Source organism: Pseudomonas sp. ATCC PTA-122608 (assembly GCF_001952855.1).
Lineage (GTDB): Bacteria > Pseudomonadota > Gammaproteobacteria > Pseudomonadales > Pseudomonadaceae > Aquipseudomonas.
Map to the genome: position 1 here is coordinate 108,335 of NZ_LPNO01000006.1, position 14,352 is coordinate 122,686.

At 63.1% G+C, this 14,352-nt stretch carries 15 protein-coding genes; 4 read left to right on the forward strand and 11 right to left on the reverse strand.

The features are described 5' to 3' along the window. Positions 1-2: 2 nt before the first annotated feature. Both AU074_RS07655 and AU074_RS07660 read right to left on the reverse strand, forming a co-directional pair. Positions 3-542 carry a cytochrome b gene (locus AU074_RS07655; RefSeq protein WP_076014209.1) on the reverse strand — a complete coding sequence of 180 codons (540 nt, stop codon included), beginning with the start codon at positions 540-542 and terminating at the stop codon, positions 3-5. After that, complete coding sequence (locus AU074_RS07660; protein ID WP_076014210.1) at positions 539-1,621, reverse strand: catalase family peroxidase; 1,083 nt, start codon at positions 1,619-1,621, stop codon at positions 539-541. The genes AU074_RS07655 and AU074_RS07660 overlap by 4 nt, the downstream gene beginning before the upstream one ends. Positions 1,622-1,792: 171 nt before the next feature. Between AU074_RS07660 and AU074_RS07665 the strand changes: the two genes are divergently transcribed. Together AU074_RS07665 and AU074_RS07670 are read left to right on the forward strand one after the other, a co-directional pair. After that, a complete protein-coding gene (locus AU074_RS07665) occupies positions 1,793-2,299 on the forward strand; it encodes a sigma-70 family RNA polymerase sigma factor (RefSeq protein ID WP_076014211.1) in 507 nt (168 codons plus the stop codon). Further along, positions 2,296-3,048, forward strand: a complete 753-nt coding sequence (locus AU074_RS07670) for an anti-sigma factor (protein ID WP_076014212.1) — start codon at positions 2,296-2,298, stop codon at positions 3,046-3,048. The genes AU074_RS07665 and AU074_RS07670 overlap by 4 nt, the downstream gene beginning before the upstream one ends. On the opposite strand, the gene AU074_RS07675 is transcribed toward AU074_RS07670, so the two are convergent. From AU074_RS07675 to AU074_RS07705, 7 genes are read right to left on the reverse strand one after another with little or no spacing between them, the layout of a single operon-like run. Next, the gene (locus AU074_RS07675) at positions 3,045-4,028 is read right to left on the reverse strand and encodes a spore coat protein U domain-containing protein (protein WP_371916613.1); all 984 of its coding nucleotides are present in this window, start codon (positions 4,026-4,028) and stop codon (positions 3,045-3,047) included. The genes AU074_RS07670 and AU074_RS07675 overlap by 4 nt on opposite strands. A gap of 16 nt (positions 4,029-4,044) precedes the next feature. Next, entirely contained in the window at positions 4,045-6,435 is a 2,391-nt protein-coding gene (locus AU074_RS07680; RefSeq protein WP_076014213.1) for a fimbria/pilus outer membrane usher protein, read from the reverse strand. Between the two features lie 41 nt (positions 6,436-6,476). Continuing rightward, positions 6,477-7,262 (reverse strand): molecular chaperone, encoded by a 786-nt coding sequence (locus tag AU074_RS07685; protein WP_076014214.1) that lies wholly within the window; start codon positions 7,260-7,262, stop codon positions 6,477-6,479. 26 nt (positions 7,263-7,288) lie between these two features. Beyond that, positions 7,289-7,741 (reverse strand): spore coat U domain-containing protein, encoded by a 453-nt coding sequence (locus AU074_RS07690; RefSeq protein ID WP_178124259.1) that lies wholly within the window; start codon positions 7,739-7,741, stop codon positions 7,289-7,291. A 52-nt stretch (positions 7,742-7,793) separates the two neighbouring features. After that, positions 7,794-8,330: a spore coat protein U domain-containing protein gene (locus tag AU074_RS07695; RefSeq protein ID WP_076014343.1), complete on the reverse strand. Its 537-nt coding sequence runs from the start codon at positions 8,328-8,330 to the stop codon at positions 7,794-7,796. 18 nt (positions 8,331-8,348) lie between these two features. Further along, positions 8,349-8,891, reverse strand: a complete 543-nt coding sequence (locus AU074_RS07700; protein WP_076014216.1) for a spore coat protein U domain-containing protein — start codon at positions 8,889-8,891, stop codon at positions 8,349-8,351. Next, the gene (locus tag AU074_RS07705) at positions 8,885-9,376 is read right to left on the reverse strand and encodes a spore coat U domain-containing protein (RefSeq protein WP_076014217.1); all 492 of its coding nucleotides are present in this window, start codon (positions 9,374-9,376) and stop codon (positions 8,885-8,887) included. The genes AU074_RS07700 and AU074_RS07705 overlap by 7 nt, the downstream gene beginning before the upstream one ends. Before the next feature lie 229 nt (positions 9,377-9,605). Between AU074_RS07705 and zapE the strand changes: the two genes are divergently transcribed. Together zapE and AU074_RS07715 are read left to right on the forward strand one after the other, a co-directional pair. After that, the gene (gene zapE / locus AU074_RS07710; protein WP_076014218.1) at positions 9,606-10,721 is read left to right on the forward strand and encodes a cell division protein ZapE; all 1,116 of its coding nucleotides are present in this window, start codon (positions 9,606-9,608) and stop codon (positions 10,719-10,721) included. Between the two features lie 10 nt (positions 10,722-10,731). Beyond that, the gene (locus AU074_RS07715) at positions 10,732-12,054 is read left to right on the forward strand and encodes a leucine-rich repeat-containing protein kinase family protein (protein ID WP_076014344.1); all 1,323 of its coding nucleotides are present in this window, start codon (positions 10,732-10,734) and stop codon (positions 12,052-12,054) included. A 122-nt stretch (positions 12,055-12,176) separates the two neighbouring features. Here the strand turns inward: AU074_RS07715 and AU074_RS07720 are convergent, their stop codons facing one another. Both AU074_RS07720 and AU074_RS07725 read right to left on the reverse strand, forming a co-directional pair. Further along, the gene (locus tag AU074_RS07720) at positions 12,177-12,884 is read right to left on the reverse strand and encodes a YebC/PmpR family DNA-binding transcriptional regulator (protein WP_076014219.1); all 708 of its coding nucleotides are present in this window, start codon (positions 12,882-12,884) and stop codon (positions 12,177-12,179) included. Positions 12,885-12,993: 109 nt separating this feature from the next. Further along, positions 12,994-14,307 (reverse strand): MFS transporter, encoded by a 1,314-nt coding sequence (locus AU074_RS07725; RefSeq protein ID WP_076014220.1) that lies wholly within the window; start codon positions 14,305-14,307, stop codon positions 12,994-12,996. Positions 14,308-14,352: the final 45 nt, after the last annotated feature.

A 14,352-nucleotide genomic window follows, 5' to 3' on the forward strand; every position in this document is an offset into this window, starting at 1 on the left:
CTTCAGTCCTTGGTCCCGGTCATGCTTTGCAGCACGCCGTCACGCCGGATCAGCCCGTGGAACAGCGCCGCCGCCAGGTGCAGCAGCACCGTCAGAAACAGCAAATAAGCCAGATAACCGTGAGCCTTGCGCAACACCGCAAACAGCGGCGCATTCGCCCCCACCAGTGCCGGCAATTGCACCGAGTTGCTGAGCATCACCGGATCACCGGCCGCCGAAATCATCGCCCAGCCCAACAGCGGCAATACCAGCATCAACGCATACAGCACCACATGGGACGCCTTGGCCGCCAGCACTTGCCACAGCGGCAAGTCCGCCGGAAGCGGCGGCTGACGGGTGGAAAACCGCACCACCAAGCGCACGATCACCAGCGCCAGGATCGCAATCCCCAACGGCTTGTGCAGGTGGATCAGCCACTCGTGGCGTTCCGATACCGAGGCCACCATGCCCGCGCCGATAAACAGCATGGCGATGATCATCAACGCCATCAGCCAATGCAGCAGCCGCGCCAGTGGAGCGAAAAACCGGGGTTGGGCATTCATGGCTTCGACTCCTGAGGGGCGCTGTGCAACTGGCTGACTTCGCTGGTGCGACGCAGGTAGGAACTGGCGTACGCCGCCGAACGGGCGGCCAGCAGTGGGTCATTCGAGGCTTCGATACCGCTCGGCAGAACCAGTGGATCAAAGTTGATGTCGCGGCAATCGCCGTCCATTTGCGGCTGGCTGCTTTCCAGCACCAGGGTGCCGGCGTTCAATACTTTGTGCTCACCGGTCCAGGTCTTGCTGGCGTCATCCACCGGGTCTCCCGGGTTGGCCAGAGTGACGTTCAACTGCCAGCGCAGCGGCCCGGCCACCAGGCGCTGGGCCAGGTCTTTTTCGAGGAAATCGCTGCCGGCGGGCGCCGTGGCCCCCGCTGCATCCTGGCTTTGGGGCACGACGCCCCAGCGCACGGCCTGGCGTTGACCGCTGGCGTTTACCAGGTAGAACGCGTTGATCCCGTTATAGGTTTCGGTGGCGTAGCTGGCGGAAGGCTTGGCGGTCTTGACCCAGGCCAGGAACGGCGCGGTCTCGGGATGCGCCGCGAAGAACGCCGGCATACCTGCCGGGTTCGGCTTGCCAGTGGCCGGGTCAGGTGCGCCAGCCTTGAGCATCTCAAAGAAGGCCTCAGGCGTGCCCACCGGGAACACCGGCATGCTGTTCATCCCCGTGCGCCATTGCTGGCCGTTGGCCAAGCTGAATTGCAGGGCAAAACTGCGGATCGGCACGCTGCTGTCCGGCGCATACGGGTTACCGCTGGGCAGCGCAAAGCGCCCGATCACCGGGGTGCGCGCTTCGCTGAATACCTGGGCACTGGAGTACTGGCGCGCCTCGGGGCTGCTCTCGAAATAACCGGCCACGCACACGCCCTTGGCGTGGTTGCGACGGTAACCAGGGTGCAGGCCGTTGTTGGTTTCCAGGGCGTTGACCAAGGTTTTTGGGCGCAAGCGTTGTGGGTCGAGGCTGCCGTTAACGTAGGCAAACGCCCCGGCCACAACCGCAACCACCACGCCGATGCTGGCCAACCGAATTATCAGGCTTGCGGTGCTCAGCGGCGGACGGGGCGGTGATGAGTGATCTACCATGAAATAACTCCAGGGCCAGGGGCCTTGAGTGGGTGAAACATAAGGTCGGAACACTTGGGACGAACGCCAGCGCACTCTATTCCCTGGCCTGCTGTTTATTTTTATTGGCCTGGAATAACCTTCAACGCCGGACGTCTTCCTAGTCCCAGCGTAGTGACTAGCCAGAATCCCATGCACGAACTCGACGAACAGTTACGTGAACTCATCCCCAGGCTGCGGCGATTTGCCGTGTCCCTCACGCGTAACACCAGCAGTGCCGATGACCTGGTGCAGGCGAGCCTTGAACGCGCGATCATCAGTTGGGCCGACAAACGCCTCGAAGGCGACTTACGCGCCTGGCTGTTCTCGATCCTCTACCGGCAGTTTCTCGATGCCCATCGACGTTCCCGGCGGTACACGCGCATGCTGGAATTTTTCACCGGCCGCGATGATTCGCAGCCGTCGGTCGAGCGCACCGTCATCGCGCAATCGACCCTGCAAGCCTTCGATAAATTGAACACCGAGCAACGTGCCCTGCTGCTGTGGGTTTCGGTGGAAGGCTTGAGCTACAAAGAAGTCGCCGACATCCTTGAGGTGCCCCTGGGCACCGTGATGTCTCGCCTGTCCCGCGCACGCCAGGCCCTGCGCCAGCTCAGCGACGGCGAAATCACCAGCCCTGCCCTGCGGATACTCAAATGATCAGCTTGCCTCCCAGCGAACGCGATTTGCATGCCTACGTCGATCACCAGCTCCTGGACGCTGACCGCCGCCAGCTCGAAACCTGGCTGGCAGCCCACCCGGACGTCGCCGCCCAGGTGCACGCCTGGCAACAGGACGCGCAGCACCTGCGGGCGTCCTTGAGCGGCTTGCTGCAACAGCCGGCCAACCCTGAGCTGGACCCGGCCCTGATCCGTCAGCGAGTCAAACGCCAGTCACGCCGCCATCTCGCGACGGCCGCCATGCTGTTGATTGCCGTCAGTGTCGGCGGGCTCGGTGGCTGGCAGGCCCGCCAGGCCACCCTCCTCGAGAGCATGGCGCCCATGAGCGACGCAATGCAGGCCTACCGCCTGTTTGCCCAGGACGGCATCCTGCCCGCCGACTACCACGTGCAAGGCGGTGGCGACATGCAAGGCTGGCTCGACCGTTACTTCAACCAGGCCTACCGCCTGCCGGACCTGAGCCAGGCCGGGTTCAAGGCGGTCAGTGGGCGCCTGCTCAGCACCGAACAAGGCGCCGCAGCCATGGTGCTGTATGAAGACCCCCAAGGGCGACGCATCAGTTTCTATATCCGTCCGCCGGGCCCGGAAAACAAATTCCTGCCCCGTGGCAGCCGCAGTGCCGACGGGCTGCAGGCCGAATACTGGTCGGGCGCGGGCTACAACTATGCGATGGTCAGCCCGCAAGACCCGTCGACCACGCGGATGCTCAAGCAGACGATGCGCTTTTAGAAACCTACATCCAGTACCACGTTGTCGACGTAGACGCCCGCCGGCGGTGTGGCCTGGTTGGTATAGATCGCCGCGTTGTAATTGAACACCTGGCTGCCGGTGCCCAGGCCATTCCCGGGATTCACCTCAGCCGTGGAGCTGGCGCGCCGGGCGGTGCTCACGCTGCCCCAGCGGGTGGTGGTGGCGCTTTTGAAAATGTCGTAATTCAGGAAATTGCTGCCAGAAACCATCCGCCGCTGCCCACCCACACTCACCGGGTTCTGGCCGTCGCTGATGCCCACGGTGTAGGCGCTGCCCTTGGTGCAGGCAATCGTGGCCTGCCCGGTCACACTGGAAAAGCCACTGATCACCGGCGCGCTGCCGAAGCTGATGTTGGGCGCGGTGATCTGGCAGTCGTTGCTCACCGTCATGCTGACCGTCAGGGAAGATGTGCCCGAGCCGGAATCCCGGAAGACACACAGCGACCCAACCCCCAGCACCGAGCAATAGTTCCAGACCCAGGCGATGCTGAGTGTCTCCGTGTAGAGGCCGGCCGCCACGTTGCTGCCGGTGATCGAGCTCAGGTAAAGCGGCAAGGTCTTCGTGCCCGGCCCGGAAACCAGGCCAACGCTTTGGGCAATGCCCGTCGCGCCGAAATCGAATTGGGTGCCACGGTTGATCGGGTAACTGGTGCTGTTGTTGCCGTAAATCGTATAACCGATGACATCCCCGGTAGGGCCGACCATGCCGCTGGTGGCCGAGGTGATGGTTGCATAGAAGTGATCACTCGCTGCCAGCAGCGAAATCAACGTGGCCCCGCAGTTCAAGCCTGCGTTGGTGGTGGAACTGGTCTGGGGGGCGGTGCGCACCGTCATCGAACTGATCGAGCCAAAGCTGGCCGGCGACGTAGCTCCCGGCGCCGAACACGCGGCCATACCCTGTGCCGAAAACCCCAGCCCCGCCAGCCCCAGCAGTCCAACTATCCATTCCTTGCCCCTCACACTCACACTCCTTATTTCATTGGCAAACCAGCGGCCCGATCAGCGGCACCTGCTCCTCGTTGATGTCCAGATCAAACGTTGCCTGGCAGGTACGGCCCTCACCCACAGTGACTTGCAAGGTGTTGTGGGCCGCCAGGTTCTCCAGGTACACCAGGCCCTCCCAACCCACCACCGCCCGCGCCCCGGTTTGCTCGTGGCGCACCTGGCTGCCCAGGGGCAGGTCCTGATGCTGGGCATCCACCAGGGTGATACTGGCCGCGATCACCCGGCGCACCGGGAACTCCAGCAGGTAGCCGCTGCCGCGACGCACCGCCACGCGTTGCTCGACATTCGGGGTCTGCACGTTGACCGGTAGGTTCAGCGGGTCGATTTCATACTTGCCGCGGTAATAAGCGCTGCTCCACGGCACCAGCAGATGCCCGTTGCGATCGGTTTCACCCACCAACTGGTTTTCATAGAGCACCGGCACCCCGGCATAGCCGTCGGTGCTCACCACCACAAACGCGTCATTGACCCGGTTGGCCGCGAACACTTGCTTGTCCATCCACACCAGCGAGCCGCTGGCATCCGCCCAACGGGTCTCGGCGTCGCTGCTGCCATACACGCCTGCCTGCAATTGCACCGACTGCATGCGCCAGGTCAGGTCGGCCTGGCGATAGGCCGGCCCGTCGCCACTGGCATACCCCAGGTTGTAGCCCACGCCGCCTTCGGACGGCACCGCCCGGCTGTAGTTGACCCGCTGGCGACTCTCGCCGGCCTGGCTGCGCTCGTTGCTCAGGGCCAGGCTGCCGTAGATGTCGAACGGGATGACCAGCTGCGCCTGCATGGCCCAGTTGCTGTCACCGACCTCGCGGTTGGCCGACAGGTAGAAACTGGTGTTGCGCCACAGCTGTTTGCTCCAGGTGAGGTTCATCAGCCGGGTGCGGGAGTCATCGGCCGCCTGCACATCGAAATAGCCGGCACCGATGCTGCCGAAATCGTTGAGGTTCAGGCTCAGGGTCACCTGCTCACTGCGTTTGCTGAGGCTCGCATAAGGGGTGTCGACCAGGGTCAGGTCGGCGTACTGGTCGCGGCGCTCTACCCGCTGGTAAGACAGGCTGTAGCGTTGGTTGCTGTATTGATAACCGAAGCTCAGTTGCTGGCCGGTCTCGCCGTCAAACTGGCTTTGGCTGAGGGCCGTGTTGAGCACCCCGAAGTTGCCCAGCCGCACGTTGCCGCCGAGCCCGCCAAGGGTCAGGTCGCCCGAGGCTTCGGCATGGCTTTCCAAGGTGAAGTAGTCCGACACCCCGTATCGAAACGTGCCGCTGGCCACGCCGGGGCCGTAGCCAAAATCCCGAATGGTGTAGTCCCTGCGCAAATTACCGGCCGCCACCGAAAAGTCCGACAGGCCTTTTTGCAGCAGGGTACTGGTGACGTAGAACGGCACCGTGGTTGAAACCTGCCGACCCAACGCATCGGTGGTGACGACCACCGCTTCGCCGGCACCGTTGATAAACGGCACGTTGGTCAAGGTGTAGGGGCCTGGCTGCAGGTCGGCGCTGCTGGATTTGTAGCCGTTGATAAACAGGTCCACCGACGACGGCACCGCCGCCTCCCCGGCAAACTGCGGCAAGGGATAAGTCACCAGGTCCGGGCGTACACCGAAGTCTCGCGACACTTGCACCCCGCCCAGGCGCACCGAACTGCTCCACGGCAACGCGCCGCTGATCACGTCGCCCGCCTCGTAGGTCAGCAGGCGTTCATCGTCGGAAAAGCGCCAGGTGGTGTCATAGCGCCGGTAGCCATTGTCCAGGGTACTGCCGCTGGTCTGGCCGCCAAAGGTGGTGCGGTACTGGCCGGTATTGGACAACGTGCCCCACGTGTCGAACAACCGCACTTCGTTGAAGATACCCAGGTAAGTGCCGGCATCATCGGTGTCATTCAAGTAGGCGTCGTAGTTGAGCAACGCACCAAAACTGGTGAGCGCCTGGGTGCGCGGGTAGTTATTGCGGTTGCCGATGAACTGCGCCGGCAACCACGCCGGCGGTACTGTCAGCATCAGGCGCTGGCCCTGGCTGTCGTAATCGGTGTGCAAGTCGGGCACCTGGTCCAGTGCGACTTCAGTGGTGATGCCGGCCGGCAGCTTCATGCCGATATCCCGTAAGGTCGCCGCCGGCAAAAACAAGCCACCGGCGCGTTGATCCACGGCGACCACCCGGCCGGTATCCAACTGGTTGACCACCAGTTCGAGGAACAACTGTGCATCGGCCACAGCCTCCATGTTGCTGGGGGGCGGCGGCAGCGGCGCGGCCATGCCAAGCGGCGCAAGCGCCAGGCCAGACAGGCCGCCCACCCACACCGATCGCCATCGAATACGAGCCCGTTCATGGCTCACCAAGGCATTGTGTCCATCAATGGACATCTCCATCCGTTAAGATCAAGGGCGACTCCATGCCCTATTCCATTGCGTTACCGTCCCGGTACAAGGTTCTCCAGTTGCGTTGCGCCATTGACCCGTACCTGCAACGGCTGGTCGCCCGCTACACCTTCCGGCACCGGCCAGCGCATGGTTGCGCCCGGCAGCACGTAGCCCAGCAAGCCGTCCACCAGCGGCCGGGTTTGCCCGCCCTGCTTGAACGCCACATCGGTCAGCCGCGCATGCACCGCGCCCTGATTGCGCATCTCCACATAGTTGCGACCGCCCACCGTGACTTTCTTCCAGCTCAGCTCCGGCTTGCCCGCACCCTTGGGGTCGCGCTGGCGGGTCGCGTCGTCCTTGCTCCACAGGCCTGCGCCGTAGGCGAACAAGGGCACCGAATAGCGCATCTGAAAGCGGATTGCGGCGGCCGTCTTGCCATCGGCGGCAGGCGTTTCAGGCACGGCGCCAGGAATTTCGTCGATGATGATCCGATACGCCAGCTCCTGGCCCGGCGGTATTTCTCGCGTGCGGGTCAGGCGCACCAGTTGCTTCTGCCCCGGCTCGATCTTCGCCACCGGCGGGCTGCCGATCACGTCGCGCTGGTTCTGGTATTGCTCGTCGAAACCGCCCTGGCTCCAGGCAAATACCCGAATCTGCAGGTTGGCGGTCTCTGTACCGCGGTTCTCCAACCACAAGGCGCTGGCCTGTTGATCGGCTTCCAGCACCGGGTCAATGGGCCAGATCAGCACCGAGCTGGCGGCCTGGACCTGCCCGGCGCCCAATGCCACCAAGCCGATAAAACCCGCGACCCAATACCGCCGGGAAGCTGCAAACATAGATTCCACTCCTCATGCCAATCGCCTTACCAGGACAGCTGCACCTGCAGCACGTCGCTGTACGTCCCCCCAGGCTGATTACCCGGTAACACCACCCGGCCGTAAATCGGCAGGGTTATATTGTTTGCGTTGCTATAGGCCACGCTGACGCTTTGACTGATCCCCAGGCTCTGACTGAACGCCGCGTCCCGAAACAGCTGATACGCCACTTGGGCACTGCCGCTATTGAGCTGCATGCGCCGGCCACTGACGTTGTGCAAACCGCCATCGACGGTCATGTTCAAGGTGACTCCCGGCGTGCACTGCAGCGTGACCCCGCCGCTCAGCGCCACCGACACTGTGCTGGTGGACAACGATGAGTAGCTGCCGAACGCCAGGCTGCCGTAATTCGTGCCACCGCCCACCACCAGGCAGCCTGCGGCAATCGTCGCGCTGACCTGGATTGTCTGGGTAGTCACCGCCAGCAACGACAACGGCATCCCCCAACCCGTGATGACCGCCAGCGCCGTCCAGCAGGCCCGTTTCATGGCACTAGAACGTCAGTTGCACGGACACCGTATCGGTATAGGTACCGGCCGGCAGCCCTACCTTGCCCACGGCCTGGCCGTAGATATTCACGGTTTGCGCAACCCCCGTGCTCGCGCCTACGTTGATGGTTCCGTTGATCGCCAGGAGCGTCGAATGCCCGGTGTCGGTGTAGAAGTCATACGGCACATAGTTGGCAACACCGTCGTAAAGCGCCCGGGTGCCGCCGGTGGACTGGCCGTCATGGGAGCCGGCGCCGACGGTGATCACCGGCGAGGTACCCGACGAACACTGGATCGACAACGCGCCCCCGCCACCGCCCAGCACTTGGCCGGACTGGGTGGTGAACTGGCTGTTGGTGGTGCCGAAATTGATCGTACCGAAGTTCAAACCGGTGGTGCCGCCCACGCCGTTGACCAGGCAGCTGTTGGTCAGGATCAGCGTGGAGCTGATCTGCCCGGTGACCGTGGTGGCCGCTTGGGCGCCCGACACCCACACCAGTGCGATTAATGGAAAAACTGCTTTAGATACAAGTGCATGCATGATGTCCATCCTCATGATTTACCAATCCAGAGTCACCGTCAGGGTGTCTGTGTAGATGCCGGCCGGTAGGGCCCTGGTATTCGCCACCACCGAGCCGAATACCGGGATCGGTACCTGTGCGCCCTTGGTCACGACGAAATTGCGTTGCTGGCCGATGCTGTAGGTGCTCAGGCCTGCGGGGTCGGCCGACAGCCGATACGGTATGGTTTGCCGGCCATTGCTCAGGCGCCGGGTGGTGCCATCGCCATGGGCGCCACCGTCGATGGTCACGGTGAAGCTGCTCACCACCGAAGGGTTGCAGGACACCGCCAGCGCCGCCTTGTCGCCATCACTGATGCCGGCGCCCAGGCCCTTGTCCCAGGTAGGCCCGTGGCTGCCGAAATCCAGCAAGGCCGAGCCGCCATCCGGGCTCACCGGCGCGCTTTCGGTGCCCTTGCTCACCTGGCAACTGGCGGTGATCACCAGCCGTGCATGAATCTGCCCGGCCACCGCCGCCTGGGCGTCCTCGGCCAGCAGCAACAGGCCGCCCAGCGCCACGCAGGCCAGGCCGCGGCTTACCATGTCACCGTCACTTTGAGCAGGTCGGAATAACGGCCCACGGCGGGAATGTCCTTGAGCGGTTCGATGCGTCCGTAGAGGGGCAAGTCCACGGTGCCGGAGTCGGGCACGCGCCCACTCACCGGCACGTCCACAGCCAGGGGGATGCGGCGCGCGGCGTCGGCATAAATTCGGTAGGGGATGGGCTTGATCGAAGGGGTTGCGGCGCCCAGGTAACGCACTTCGCCGACGCCGCCATGCAGGCCCCCGTCGACACGCATCTGATACGGCGTGTCCGGGTTGCACTCAAGGCGTGGTTGGCGCTGGCTGATCAAGGCTGCACTCAACGGACCTGCCGGGTCATCCAGGCGGGCGCCGCTGCCAAAATCCAGCACACCGAGCTGCTCGATACCTGCTTCGCGCGTGGTGCCGACCAACTGGCACCCCCGCTGCACGTCGATGCGCACTTCAACCTGGAGCTGAGCGCCATAAACCGTGTTGCAGAGCATCGCGCTCATGATTGCCAAGACTGCTTGTCCCTTCACTGCCCCAAATCCTTATACAGGGGTGACTGCTGTGTATGAGGTTAGTCACTTGAGGGGAATCCGCCAGTCAAGTCGTTGTTTTGGATCCATTCAGCCATGCCTTTTCCAGATAGCTCACCCTGTGCTTCTCTATTGGTCAAACCGCAACCGGCGCTCTAAAGTGAGCGACCACCGAAACACAGAGTGACTGACATTGGCTGCTTTACCGCCCCTGCTCAAACGGTTGCTGGGTAAACCTGCGGCCACCGACGCCGACCCCGGCATCGCGGCTTTTTTTCAAGGCAAGGCCCGGCAACAGGGCTATACCCTCAGCCCCAGCCAGTTGCAGGTCATCGAGACCATGGCCCGGCAAACCGCGCACCTGCTGGCCGGGCGCCCTACCCGCAGCCTGTACCTGCACGGTGCCGTGGGCCGGGGCAAAAGCTGGCTGCTGGACGGGTTTTTCCAGGCACTGCCGATGGCCGAGAAGCAGCGCGTGCACTTCCACGACTTCTTCGCCCACCTGCACCGCGGCATGTTTACCCATCGCCAGCAGCGCGATGCCCTGGGCGTGACCCTGGATGAACTGCTCGATGGCTGCCGCGTGCTGTGCTTCGACGAGTTTCACGTGCACGACATCGGCGACGCGATGCTGATCAGCCGACTCTTCAAGGCGCTGTTCCGGCGCGGGGTGTGGGTGCTGGTGACCTCCAATTACCCGCCTGCCGGGCTGTTGCCGAACCCGTTGTACCACCAGCGATTCAAGCCGGTGATCGAGCTGATCAGTGCGCGCATGGACGTGATGGAAGTCAGTGCCCCCCAGGATTATCGCGGCCTGGCCCAGGCCCATGGCGATCAGCGCTTTACGGCAGGCCGGTTCGTCTGGCCCGGCACACCTGCGCAACGCGAGGCCCTGGGCCTGCCGTCAGCGGATCACCCACCACTGAGCCTGGCGGTCGGTGCCCGGCAACTGATTGCCCGCAGGCATCAGGGCCGCAGCATCGCCTTCACCTTCAGCGACCTGTGCGAACAACCGACCGCGGTCATGGACTACCTGCAACTGTGCCGCGACTATGACCATTGGATCATCGATGGCCTGCCGCATCTGGCGGAGTGCCCGATTGCCACCCAGCAACGGTTCATCAACCTGGTGGACGTGCTCTACGACCAGGACAAACACTTAGTGCTCATCGGCGAGCAGCCGCTGGAAGAATCCCTCAGTGGCCAGGCGATCGACTTGGCCCGCACCGCCAGCCGCCTCGGGCAGTTGCAGAAGATCGGGCCGCAACCCGCTATCATGAGCGCCATTCACGCCCCTATTGCCGAGTGACGCGCCGTTCATGGATACCCTTGCCCAACTCAAGGCCGGCCAATTGGCCGGCATCAAACGCCTGGACCTGCGCTGCGGGCTGACCGAGTTCCCCCGGGAGATCTTCGACCTGGCCGACTCCCTGGAAATCCTCAACCTCACCGGTAACGCCCTCAGCAGCCTGCCGGATGACTTGCACCGCCTGCCTCATTTGCGCGTGCTGTTCTGTTCGGAAAACGCTTTTACCGAACTGCCGGAATGCCTGGGCCAGTGCGCGCGGCTGAGCATGATCGGCTTCAAGTCGAACCAGATCAGCAGCGTGCCGGCGGCATCGCTGCCGCCACTGCTGCGCTGGCTGATCCTCACTGATAACCGCATCAGCCAGTTGCCGAGCGAGCTGGGTGAACGGCCGTTGCTGCAAAAACTGATGCTGGCCGGCAACCACCTGGAGCAGTTGCCGCCAAGCCTGGCCCAGTGCAAAAACCTCGAACTGATCCGCATCGCCTCCAACCGCCTGACCCGTCTGCCCGACTGGCTGCTGACCTTGCCGAGCCTGACCTGGCTGGCCTACGCCGGCAACCCGGTAGAAATGGCCGCGGAAGAGGCCCGGCATGACCCGACGCCAAACATTCCCTGGTCAGAATTGGTGTTGGACGACGTATTGGGCGAAGGCGCTTCCGGGATCATACGCAAGGCGTCCTGGATCCCGCCAAACGGGCTGGCCAAGGCGGTCGCGGTCAAGCTCTATAAGGGCAGCATTACCAGCGACGGCTCGCCCCTGCACGAAATGCACGCCTGCATCGCTGCCGGACTGCATGCCAACCTGATCAAGGTAGAAGGCCGTGTCGTCGACCACCCGCAAGGCCAGGCGGCGCTGGTGATGCAACTGATCGAGCCGAGCTACCGCAACCTCGCGGCCCTGCCGAGCCTGGCGTCGTGCACCCGGGATATCTACGAGCCCACCACCCGCTTCAGCGCGGACGTGGCGTTGCGCATGGCCCGGGGCATCGCTTCGGTGGCGGCGCACCTGCATGCGCAAGGCATCACCCACGGCGATTTGTACGGGCATAACATTCTGTGGAATGAGGCCGGTGAGTGTTTGCTTGGAGACTTTGGTGCTGCGTCGTTTCATGCCACGGTCGACAGCGAGGAAGCCCGCGCGTTGCAGCGCATTGAAGTGCGGGCGTTTGGGGTTTTGCTGGGGGAGTTGCTGGAAAGGATTGATACGGGGTTAAGCGAGGAAAAGCGCGCGGCGCTGGAAGCCTTGCGGGATGACTGCTGCCAGCCGGAGGTGCTGACCCGGCCAGGGTTCAAGGAAATCACAACCCTGTTGCAGTCTTCTAAACACCGCTAAACCCATGTGGGAGCGGGCTTGCTCGCGAAGGCGGTGTGTCAGTCAATACATACTTGGCTGGTACACCGCATTCGCGAGCAAGCCCGCTCCCACATTTGGACCGAGTTCACATCAGATTAGAATTAACCCGCCAACCCGACGAACATATCCTGCACGTCATCATGGTTGTCCAAGCCTTCCAGAAAGGCTTCGACTTCAGCCATTTGCTCATCGCTCAAACCGCTCACCGGGTTCTTCGCGATGTAGCCCAGCTTGGCCGACAACACGGTGAAACCCTGCTCCGGCAAGGCTTTCTGCACGGCGTCCAGGTCGGTGGTCTCGGTGATGAACAGGGTCGTGCCCTCTTCTTCGCCTTCTTCGAAATCCTGCGCACCGGCTTCAATCGCGGCCATTTCCGGATCGGCTTCCGGGCTGTCCGGCGAGGCTTCGATCAGGCCCACATGATTGAAGTCCCAGGCCACGGAGCCGGACGCACCGAGTTGCCCTTTGCGGAACGCCACACGGATTTCTGCCACGGTGCGGTTGATGTTGTCGGTCACGCATTCAACGATCAGCGGCACCTGGTGCGGGGCAAAACCTTCGTAGGTCACACGGTGGTATTGCACGGTCTCACCGAGCAGACCGGCGCCTTTCTTGATCGCGCGTTCCAGGGTTTCCTTGGGCATCGAGGCTTTTTTGGCCTGCTCCACCACCAGGCGCAAGTGTGCGTTGGTGGAGGTGTCGGCACCGTTACGGGCAGCAATGGTGATCTCTTTCACCAACTTGCCGAAGATCTTGCCCTTGGCATTGGATGCCGCTTCTTTATGTTTGACTTTCCACTGTGCGCCCATGACTCACTCTCTTCTGTCCATCGCGCCGAGACGTCTACTGGCCGGCGCTTTGGGGGCAGAGTTTATAGCGCTGAAACACTCTAATCCACCAAAAAACCGGCCATGCCCCTCAGGTCCGCAAGGGATTGATTGCGCGCTCACGGTCGGGCACGAAGTCGCCCACCTGCGCCAGCACCGCCGGCCTGGCGTTCCAGTACGGCATCAACACCAGCGAGGAAAACAGCGCGGCACCGGCAAACACAATGAACACTGTGACCGTGTCGAAGTAGCCCGGCAGCAAGCCGCCAAGGATCGCCCCCACCGAACCGCAGCCGTTGACGAACCCCGCCGCCGTCGCGCCGGCCTTGGCGGTGCCGAAGTCGATGGCGGCGGTGCTGCTGATCATTGAGTCCGGCCCGTACAGGGTCAGGCCCATCACAAACAGCAACGCCATCACCAGCGCCACACTGCCGGTGTGCAAGGCGCCCATGAACAACGCCAGGGCCACCGTCAGCGCCAACAGGCTGAGGACACAGGCCGGCATGCGCCGGGCGCCGAACAGTTTGTCGGATGCCATGCCGATCATGATCGGCCCCAGCAACCCCGCCAGCTCGAACGCCGTGGGCACAATCGCTGCACCGACCTTGCCCACCGACGGCATCTGCTCATACACAATCACCGGCCCCCACAACAGGATCGCGTAACGCGCCGGTTTCAACAGAAAATACGCCAGCCCCAGGGTCAACACCGTGCGGTTGCGCAAAATGGCACGCAGCGGCTCCAGCACACTGGCGTTCTTTTCAGCAGCAGTCTGTTCCGGCTCCGGTTCCACCGCCGGCAAGCCCACATCCTGTGGCGTGTTGCGCTGAAAAATGAAAAACAGCACCGCGACCACGGCGACCACAGCGGCACTGGAGATAAACGCCGCATGCCAGGTGCCGATCAGCGTATACGCCCACCAACCCGCAAAGGGCGACGCCACCAGGCCGCCAAAGGCGTAGCACGAACTCCATAACCCCAGCACCCGCCCACGCTGCTGCGCCGGGAAGAAACTGCCAAGGTTCTTGCATAGCCCGGACCAGCCGGTGGACTGGGCCAGGCCCTGGATCAACATGCAGGTGACAAAGATCGGCAAAGTGGCAAACGTGCCCATCACCAGGGCGGCGGCGGCGGAAATCAGCAACCCGCCGAGTACCACCACACGTGGCCCGAAACGGTCGGCGAGCATGCCCCAGGTGAACTGGCCAACGGCGTAGGCCGCCAGGTAGATGCCATCCAGGTTGGCCATCATCATCTTGTCCAGCGGGAAACTCGGGTCGTCGACGATCCCCAGTTTGGCCACCGAAAAGGCTTTGCGGGTGAAGTAGAAGGCGGCGTACGCCAGCCAGGTGATGGCGAAAATCTGCACGCGCCAACGCTTGATGCTACTCAAGGGAGTATTCATGGTGGTTCTGACCTCGGGTGTGAGTGTGCCGGCAGAATGAAAAGC

What these genes read in the sequence shown, in the direction of transcription:
- AU074_RS07655 (WP_076014209.1), bottom strand. Translation starts at nt 542, where the DNA reads ATGAATGCCCAACCCCGGTTTTTCGCTCCACTGGCGCGGCTGCTGCAT.
- AU074_RS07660 (WP_076014210.1), bottom strand. Translation starts at nt 1,621, where the DNA reads ATGGTAGATCACTCATCACCGCCCCGTCCGCCGCTGAGCACCGCAAGC.
- AU074_RS07665 (WP_076014211.1), top strand. Translation starts at nt 1,793, where the DNA reads ATGCACGAACTCGACGAACAGTTACGTGAACTCATCCCCAGGCTGCGG.
- AU074_RS07670 (WP_076014212.1), top strand. Translation starts at nt 2,296, where the DNA reads ATGATCAGCTTGCCTCCCAGCGAACGCGATTTGCATGCCTACGTCGAT.
- AU074_RS07680 (WP_076014213.1), bottom strand. Translation starts at nt 6,435, where the DNA reads ATGGAGATGTCCATTGATGGACACAATGCCTTGGTGAGCCATGAACGG.
- AU074_RS07685 (WP_076014214.1), bottom strand. Translation starts at nt 7,262, where the DNA reads ATGTTTGCAGCTTCCCGGCGGTATTGGGTCGCGGGTTTTATCGGCTTG.
- AU074_RS07690 (WP_178124259.1), bottom strand. Translation starts at nt 7,741, where the DNA reads ATGCCGTTGTCGTTGCTGGCGGTGACTACCCAGACAATCCAGGTCAGC.
- AU074_RS07695 (WP_076014343.1), bottom strand. Translation starts at nt 8,330, where the DNA reads ATGCATGCACTTGTATCTAAAGCAGTTTTTCCATTAATCGCACTGGTG.
- AU074_RS07700 (WP_076014216.1), bottom strand. Translation starts at nt 8,891, where the DNA reads ATGGTAAGCCGCGGCCTGGCCTGCGTGGCGCTGGGCGGCCTGTTGCTG.
- AU074_RS07705 (WP_076014217.1), bottom strand. Translation starts at nt 9,376, where the DNA reads ATGCTCTGCAACACGGTTTATGGCGCTCAGCTCCAGGTTGAAGTGCGC.
- AU074_RS07715 (WP_076014344.1), top strand. Translation starts at nt 10,732, where the DNA reads ATGGATACCCTTGCCCAACTCAAGGCCGGCCAATTGGCCGGCATCAAA.
- AU074_RS07720 (WP_076014219.1), bottom strand. Translation starts at nt 12,884, where the DNA reads ATGGGCGCACAGTGGAAAGTCAAACATAAAGAAGCGGCATCCAATGCC.
- AU074_RS07725 (WP_076014220.1), bottom strand. Translation starts at nt 14,307, where the DNA reads ATGAATACTCCCTTGAGTAGCATCAAGCGTTGGCGCGTGCAGATTTTC.